Annotated in this window: 6 protein-coding genes and 1 tRNA gene; 3 read left to right on the top strand and 4 right to left on the bottom strand. The window is 59.4% G+C overall.

The features are described from left to right. The first annotated feature begins 280 nt into the window (after positions 1-280). The 3 genes from K8W16_RS07860 to K8W16_RS07850 all read left to right on the top strand — a co-directional run bounded on the left by K8W16_RS07860 (position 281) and on the right by K8W16_RS07850 (position 3,199). Complete coding sequence (locus tag K8W16_RS07860) at positions 281-982, top strand: heavy metal-binding domain-containing protein (RefSeq protein ID WP_304122598.1); 702 nt, start codon at positions 281-283, stop codon at positions 980-982. Between the two features lie 378 nt (positions 983-1,360). Beyond that, positions 1,361-1,448, top strand: a tRNA-Ser gene (locus K8W16_RS07855). A 965-nt stretch (positions 1,449-2,413) separates the two neighbouring features. After that, complete coding sequence (locus K8W16_RS07850) at positions 2,414-3,199, top strand: IclR family transcriptional regulator (RefSeq protein ID WP_304122597.1); 786 nt, start codon at positions 2,414-2,416, stop codon at positions 3,197-3,199. Positions 3,200-3,409: 210 nt separating this feature from the next. Here K8W16_RS07850 and K8W16_RS07845 read toward each other — a convergent pair whose 3' ends face one another. The 4 genes from K8W16_RS07845 to K8W16_RS07830 all read right to left on the bottom strand — a co-directional run. After that, positions 3,410-4,132: a cyclase family protein gene (locus tag K8W16_RS07845; RefSeq protein ID WP_304122596.1), complete on the bottom strand. Its 723-nt coding sequence runs from the start codon at positions 4,130-4,132 to the stop codon at positions 3,410-3,412. A 19-nt stretch (positions 4,133-4,151) separates the two neighbouring features. Then, a complete protein-coding gene (locus K8W16_RS07840; protein WP_304122595.1) occupies positions 4,152-4,958 on the bottom strand; it encodes a creatininase family protein in 807 nt (268 codons plus the stop codon). Positions 4,959-4,983: 25 nt separating this feature from the next. Further along, on the bottom strand, positions 4,984-6,240 hold the full coding sequence (locus K8W16_RS07835) for a Xaa-Pro peptidase family protein (protein WP_304122594.1): 1,257 nt from the start codon (positions 6,238-6,240) through the stop codon (positions 4,984-4,986). Positions 6,241-6,310: 70 nt separating this feature from the next. Then, on the bottom strand, positions 6,311-7,916 hold a 1,606-nt coding region (locus tag K8W16_RS07830), incomplete at its 5' end, for a TRAP transporter fused permease subunit (protein WP_304122593.1).

The raw sequence follows: 7,916 nt of genomic DNA, 5'->3' as shown, positions 1-7,916 counted from the left end.
AAAATATATGGAGCTTTCCTGAAGGCGGAGAAAAAATCTGCGCCCGGGGCGGGATTTGCCGCCGGGAAAAAAAAGGTATGTTATTTTTTTCATTTATAAAAAAGCTCCGTGCCCCCCTCCGACGAAAGGCGTTTTCCCCCCGGGGAAAAGGCCTTGCGGGACACTTGCCCCGGAGGCGTTTCGTTCTTATACTCTGCGCTGTTCCCCTCTGTTTTTTCTCTTGCATGTCCCCGGGGCATGGTCTGGAAGGCCCGGGGCAAACGTAAAGGCGGGTATCTGTATGCAACAGGCTCAGGACTGCCGCATCTGCGGCAGGAAATTCAGCAAGCGCGGCGGCATCCGTCACTTGTGTGCGGAGACCATTGCGGACTTTTCCCGTTTCGGCATCGACGCAAAGGACATGTGCATGTCTTGCGCTATGGACAAGGTAAAGGAGCTTTCCCTTGCGCGGGAAGAGCGTCTGGGCGACCTCAAGGCTGAGCTCGGGCAGTATCAGGAGCAGATCCTGAAAGAGATAGAAGTATTCACCACCCCGCACCCGGAGACCTGGACGAGCGGCGTGAAGGGCGTGGTCTCGGGCTATGCCGTCATCGGCGTGGGCGCGTTCACGGGCATTTCCAACGTGCTTTCCGACTTTTTCGGCGGCGAATCCGAGGAATACCTCAAGAAGATACGCATGGCCGAGCAGCGCGCCATCAACGTGGCCAAGATGCAGGCCCTGGAAATGGGCGCCAACGTCATTTCCGGCATACGCCTGGAAGTGAAGAGCGGCTCTGCGGGCATGCTGCTTGTGTCCTGTGTGGGCACGGCCCTGGAACACGGCGTGGTGAACATGCCGGAATTTGCCAGGATGCGCGAGCTTGCGGCCGAGTACAACATGCTCAAGGGCCAGCGCATGCCCATCGTGGCCGGTACTCCCGAAAGCTACGCCGAACTCTCTCCCGAGAAGGACGGCAAGTTCCAGATGCCCGCCTACCTGTAGGCGGCGTATCTTGACAGCGCCACATTCGGAGGCGTATATTAATCGCGTTTTTCTTTGCCCCCCCTGAAAAGGGAAAAGGCAGCCGGGCCGCGAGGGCCGCGCAGCCGCGATCCACTTGCGGCGTAAGCAGGGCCCGAGTCGTGCAAGTCCTGTGCCTGTACAGCGTGTCCTGAACATACGGGCCGAAGGCAGAGATTGCCGGAGCCGGGCCTTGTCCCGAAGCTCCGGGGCCCCCGGCCAGCCTTCAGGCGGCCGGGCCGCGAGGGAGTCGCAGGCGGGATTCACTCCCGCCGTAAGCGACGAAGGAGCGTGCAAGCCCCGCGCCCGTACAGTGTGTCCTGCGCAGACGGGCCGACGCATAAGAAAAGCGTTTTTAAAGGAAGGATGGCAGAGCGGCTGAATGCGGCGGTCTTGAAATCCGTTGAGGGTCATACCTCCGGGGGTTCAAATCCCTCTCCTTCCGCCAGGAAAACCATGAAAAAGCCCTTGCGGTATGCCGTACCGCAGGGGCTTTTGCGTATGCCGAAGGCAGGGATTGCCGGAGCCGGGCCTTGTCCCGAAGCTCCGGGGCCCCCGGCCAGCCTTCAGGCGGCCGGGCCGCGAGGGCCGCGCAGCCGCGATTCACTCGCTCCGTGAGCAACGAAGGAGTGCGCAAGCCTTGCACCCGTACAGCGTGCCCGGAGCATGCGGGCCGAAGCATAAGAAAAGCGTCTTTAAAGGAGGGCAGAGCGGCTGCATGGGGCGGTCTTGAAATCCGTTGAGGCCCTCCGGGGGGGGGCAAATCTCTCTCCTTCCGCCGGGAAAAAATCTATAGAAGTTCCCCGTAGTCTGTAACCATCTGCGGGGACTTTCTTTTTTCTTTTCCGTTTGTCTGTCATGAAACGGCGTTATCTGCGGTAGTGCGTGGACGCCGCCGTTTTTTGTTGGTACTTCTGTCGGTATCTGTTCCAGCGCCTGGGGTCTGGAAAGTCGAGATACCAACAGGAAGTTCCCATGCCGTTGACGGATTCCAAGGTAAAAGCGCTGTACGGTCGCGCCCGTACAGTGTGTCCTGCGCATGCGGGCCGAAGCATAAGAAAAGCGTTTTTTAAGGAAGGTCGGCAGAGCGGAACCCTGCGGCCGGCCACGCTGTTGTGCATGCAAAGGGCAGGGGGGAAAGCTCCGGGGCCCGAGCGCTTTTGCCGCTGCCGGTAAAGCGAAAACTATGAATAAGGAACAGGTACGTTTTCGATGAAACGGCCTTGTGCGCGGAGGCTCGCCGGATGAGCCCCTCCCCGGGAGGGCGGTATGCGCCGAGATTTTCAGGAAAACACCGGGGAGGGCGGCCTCAGGGCATAGTGCATGGAGGGGGCATGCCGTATCGCAATTGACAAGTAGTGTTATTCCGCTTAGAAAAACGAAAATTCCCCTCTAAGACAAGCAGGCATAGCCATGATCCGTGTCCTTGACAGAGCCGTTCGCATCCTTGACGTCGTTGCCGACGGGAACGGCATGACTCTTTCGGAAATCAGCAAGGCGGTGGATCTTCCCTGCAATACGGCTCTGCGCATTATTCTTTCACTGATTTCCTACGGTTTTCTTGAGCAGCAGGCCGGGAGCAAAACCTATCGGCTGGGCCGCCATCTCCTCACACTCAGTTTGCAGGTTCCCTATCCGCCTTCCCTGGTGGAGGTCTCCCGAGGCCCCATGCAGGAGCTGGCGCAGGACACTATGGAAGACATAGGCCTGAGCGTTTTTAAAGACGGCAGCCCCATCATCATTCAGAAAATCATGGGGCCGCAGCCGCTTAAAATCATCGACAGTCTCAATATCGCCGTGCCTCTGCACTGCGGGGCGTTCCGTAAAATGCTGCTCGCCCATCAGCCCGATGCCTGGATAGACGACTATCTTCAGTCCGCACCCTTTATCAGGTTTACCGGCACTACAGTGATGGATCGCGAGGCAACACGGAGGGAACTTTCCCGCATCCGCGAGCAGGGCTTTGCGCTTTCCCACGGAGAATATCTGAAGGATGCCGGAGGCGTGGCCGTGCCCGTGTACGGGCTCTACCATGAATTTCTTGCCTGCCTTTTCATCGTAGGGCCGAATACGCGCATTAATACGGAACGCATGCCGCGTCTTGTGGAAAAGCTGCAGGCATGCGCGCGGAAGATTATGGACAACATACGCGGCACCGTCCCCTGTCTGCCCTGTGAGCATGCGGACGGGGATGAGTGATTTTTCTGGAGAAAGGGCATCGCCGCGCATCCTGTCCGCAGTCCGCTTGCCTGTATATCTTCCGGGAGGGCCGGTGCGGCATGACACGGGCCCGGGAACAATCGGCTGCACAACTAAGCCGGGAAAAATATACAGCCCCCGGTACAGGCCTGCAGCTCAGCCGGGAGGCGAGGCGTGCACGGCGGAGGCTTCCGCCGTGCACGGAGAAGGTTATTCAAGCCACGCCACAGCACGGATGGGGCTGCCGGTGCCGCCTCTGATGCGGAGGGGGAAGCCTATAAAACGGAATCTTCCCTTGCCCACCAGCTTGTCGAGATTGACGAGTCCTTCCATGTGCGTGAAGCCCATGTCGCGGCAGACATGGTGAACCTCGAAGTTGGAGCGGCCGAGCCTGCCCGGACTGACGGGCTCAACGCCGAACAGGGAAATTTTCTTTTTGCCCAGCCAGACAGCGCTTTCCTTGGTCAGCCCCGGAAACTTGGAAAGGTAGGCTTCCGTCCCTGCGTGCCTGTCGTGAAAGCCCGTATACAGAAGTACGGTATCCCCTTCCTGTATGGCAACGCCTGCGGCGGCTTCGGCTTTTTCCAGGTCTTCGGGCAGAATGTCGCTTTCATCCGGCTTATGGGAAAGGTCGAGGCATACGGCTTCCGTCAGGAAGGTGGTCAGCGGCATTTTTTCCACCGTCACGGTGCTTTGCGGGTCGAAATGGTAGGGCGCGTCCACATGGGTGCCCGCATGATCCCCCAAGTGCAGCGCCAGGGTTGCACAGGTGAATTCATATCCGTCGGCGACACGCACGTCGTTATGGGTGCTGAAGGTGCATACTTCCACGCTGGGATGGGAAGGGGGGCGCTGCATCTTGTGGCAGATTTCGCGGGTAAGGTCGATGAGTTTGGCATGTTTCAGGTCTTGAAAGGCATGAGCGTCGGGCATGGTCGGCTCCTTGCTTGCGTCAGCATTTCCTGCCGGCAAGGTCAAGAATGAGGTTGGTAAGGACATGTTCCGTATAGGCGAGTATCTGCCGCCCCTTTTCCGCCGAACCGAGCCCGGCATCGCCTATGGCGCCGCTGTCGGAAATATCGTCCATGAAGTCCATGGGGGTGAGCACACCGGATCCGCGGAACATGGGGTCATAGCAGATATGATCGGAAACGGGATAGCCTGCCTGCCGGAGTTTTTCCATGCGGCCGTGTTCCTCCGCAGGGAGTTTGTCTGTCCGTACAGGCATACCCAGAGCAAGGCCGACGGAAGTTTCCGCCTCTCCTGCATGCAGCATGGGCGAGACCATTCCGAGCTTTTTGATTTCCGGGGCGGCCATGGTGAACCACTGTGCGAGCAGGACGCGGATATGCTCCTTCTGGTAAAGCCGGTCCAGGCAGGTGCTCAGGGCGGAACTGTTTCCGCCGTGCCCGTTGACGATAATGAGATTGCGGAATCCGTGACTGGCGAGACTGACGACGATATCGTGTATGACGCTCATGAAAGTTTCGTGCGAAAGGCTCACGGTTCCGGCATAGTTCATGTGATACCACGAGACGCCGTAATGCACTTCCGGTGCAACGAGAGCCCTGCCCCCTTTTTCCTGCACGGCAAGGGCCGTGCGCCTGCACAGCTCCACGGCCGTGCGGCTGTCGAAGGAAAGTTCAAGATGGGGGCCGTGCTGTTCCGTGGCTCCGACGGGGATGAGGACGGCGTCGATATCGGCAATGCAGGCGCGGATTTCAGGGGAAGTCATTCTGTTCAGGAATATTTCAGCCATGGTAAGCTTCTCCGGGAGTGTTTTCTCAGCAGATGCGGAGTTCTCTTGAGTGCGGATAGAGCTTTTCCGCACCGGTGGAGGTAATCAGAAGGGTGTATTCTATCTGGAAGCCCCCGAGGCCGAGTTCCCCGTAGGGCAGTTCAACGCTGACGACCATGTTTTCTTCCAGCGGAAGATCCAGTGTCCCGGGCAGGAAGGGCGCGTCCGTTGTCACAGGCCTGGTGAACGTGGGGTAATCCCTGGCTTCCAGCCCTATGCCGTGGCCGCAGAAAAAGCAGCTTCGGGAGAAATTATCCAGTCCGGCCTGCTCCACACGGGCCACCGCTTCCCTGAGGAGGACGGAAGGCAGGGCCCCCGGCCGCAGGAGTTCGAAAATACGTTCCATACCGGCAGAAAGGGCGCTGAAAATGCGCAGTTGCTCTTCGTTGGCCTTGCCCACGACAACGCAGCCTCCGGCATCGGCGTGATAGCGGTAAAAGACACTGCCGCCGTCGTAGCGGTAGAGGTCGCCTTTTTTCAGGCGGCGGGCACAGGGGGGCCGGAACGCGCCCGGAGACATGAGCGCCATGGAGGATTCCGGCCCGCCGGCCGTGTTCCAATACTCAAATATGCCGCCTTGCTCGGCAATCCCCTTCATGTAAAGGCCCGCCAGTTCGGCTTCGGAAGCTCCTTCCCCTACCTGTTCAAGCACCCTTTCCACCGCCCGCTCGTTGCGTATGCCGGCTTCGCGCAGGGCTTCTGTTTCTTCCGGGGTTTTGACCATGCGGACATAGCGCATCAGGGGGCCTGCTTCGAGGAACTCCAGGCCGGGGAACATGTCTTTCAGTTTTCCGACGGTGGAAGGGGAGAGGCTTGCAGCGTCCAGGCCCACACGCCCTTTGCAGAGGCCGCGCTTTTTCAGCGCCTGTGCCAGCGCATCCGCACAGCTTGCGGCCCGGTGTTCCGTATCCGTCATAAGGGCCTGAAAGCGTGCTTCCGCCTCGGTCAGCGGCCTGTTGACCTCAACGCGGGTCCATATATTGCCGTAAGTGCGGATTTCTTCCACCTCCACGGGGTGGCGGCAGAGTATGCCCGCATCATTGGCAGGGAGGATCAGGCAGGGGGCATAGGCTTCCCCCCGGGTGACGATAACGGCAGTTTCGATGGTAAATTCCCGGAAGCAGTACGGGCGTTGCCCCTGGAACCCTGAGAGGTATGCGGTGTTTTCCGCACTGGAGGCAATGACGGCATCCAGACGGAAGGCCGACATGGCCTCCTGCAGTCTCGGCATGTTTGCAGACATGGCATTTCCTTTTCAGAACATTTTGCAGAAAGCGGGGAAGGAACGGAGGGGGATCCCCGGGTGAGACGGCCTAAGCGTTGCCGGTGCGGATTCCGTTTTTTTCCGCATAGAGCTGGATGATCATGATGAGTATGAGCGCCAGTGAGCCTATGACGGAGAGCAGGTCGTCCGGGTACAGAATGAACGCCGTGGCCGCAAGGCTGACCAGCCTTCCGAACAGGCCGAGCTTTCGGATGAAGAAGCCCTCAAGCATGAAAGTCATGCCGATACCGCTCATCAGCAAAAAGCCGTTGGAAATAAGGGCCTGAAGAGGTGCGCTTTCAAGGGCCAGGGTTTCCGGCCTGAACAGGAAGAACACGGGCAGCAGGAAGCCCTGAAGGCCGAGCCGCACCGCCTGAAGGCAAGTGGAGATATAGGAACCTCCCGATATGCCCACCGCCACCAGCGAGGCCATGGCCACCGGCGGGGTTATGGCGGCAATCACGGCGAAATAGAAGACGAACATGTGTACGGAAAGTTCGGGGAAGCCGAAATTGATCAGCACGGGAGCAGAGAGAAGCACGGTGAGCATGTAGGCGCCCGGAGTGGGCATGCCCATGCCGAAAAAGAGCGTCAGCACGGCGGCAAGGGAAACCAGAATGAACACGTTGCCCCCGGCAATGCCGATCATGGCGTGGCTCAACCTCTGTCCGAAGCCTGTTGTGGTGAAAATGTCCACGATAATGCCGAGCGCTCCGAGTACAAGGGCGATTTTCGCTCCTTCCTTCCCGCCGGTGAGCAGGCCTTTATAGAGGTTGGCGCACACTTCCTTCATGGCCTGTACGGCCTGCCCCCGCCGGGTGACAAGCGCATGCAGGAAGGCGACGCCTATCATCAGGAAGTTGGCGTTGACGGCGGCTCTGGCCGGTCTTTCCCCGGCGAAGATGCGCCAGGTGAGGAAGACGATGGGGATGAGCAGGTGGCCGTGTTCCCTGAAAATACGCATGATCTGCCTGCCGAAGGACGCTTCTTCCTCCTGTTCGGCCTCGTAGCGTTTCATGCCGAGGCGGCAGCTTCTGACCGTGACGCTGAAGGAAAGGTGGAGGAAGTAGATGATTGCGGGAAGAAGCGCGGCAATGCATATCTTCGCATAGGGCAGCCCCACCAGGGAAGCCATGATGAAGGCGCCCACGCCCATGACGGGCGGGAGTATCTGTCCGCCTGTGGAGGCCACGGCTTCCACGGCCCCGGCATAGTTGGGGTCGTAGCCGCGGCTTTTCATCATGGGGATGGTGAAGGAGCCGGTAACGGCGACGTTGGCGGCGGCGGAACCTGTCATCATGCCGATGAAGGCGCTGGAGTAAATGGCGGTCTGGGAAGCGCCGGAAGCGAAGCGGCTGCACACCAGCCGGCTGAGCTTTTCAATGAGGCTGAAGCCGCCCAGGCACTGGAGCAGGGCCCCGAAAAGGATGAAGTGGAAGATCATGGTGGCCGAAAGGCTGGTAAGCGAGCCCAGCGTCCCCATGAAGTAGGTGCTGGTGTAGCCGACGAGCCTTTCCAGGTCTATGCCGGAGTGGCGGAACAGGCCCCCGAGGTGCTGCCCGGACACGGCGTAAAGCAGCGTGGCGAGCACCACGACGGGAATGGTCATGCCCCATTCCTTCCAGGTCATGACAACGACGAGGAGGACGAAAATA

This window comes from Mailhella massiliensis (assembly GCF_020741395.1).
Classification (GTDB): domain Bacteria; phylum Desulfobacterota; class Desulfovibrionia; order Desulfovibrionales; family Desulfovibrionaceae; genus Mailhella; species Mailhella massiliensis_A.
This window is presented reverse-complemented; position numbering and strand designations above follow the sequence as displayed.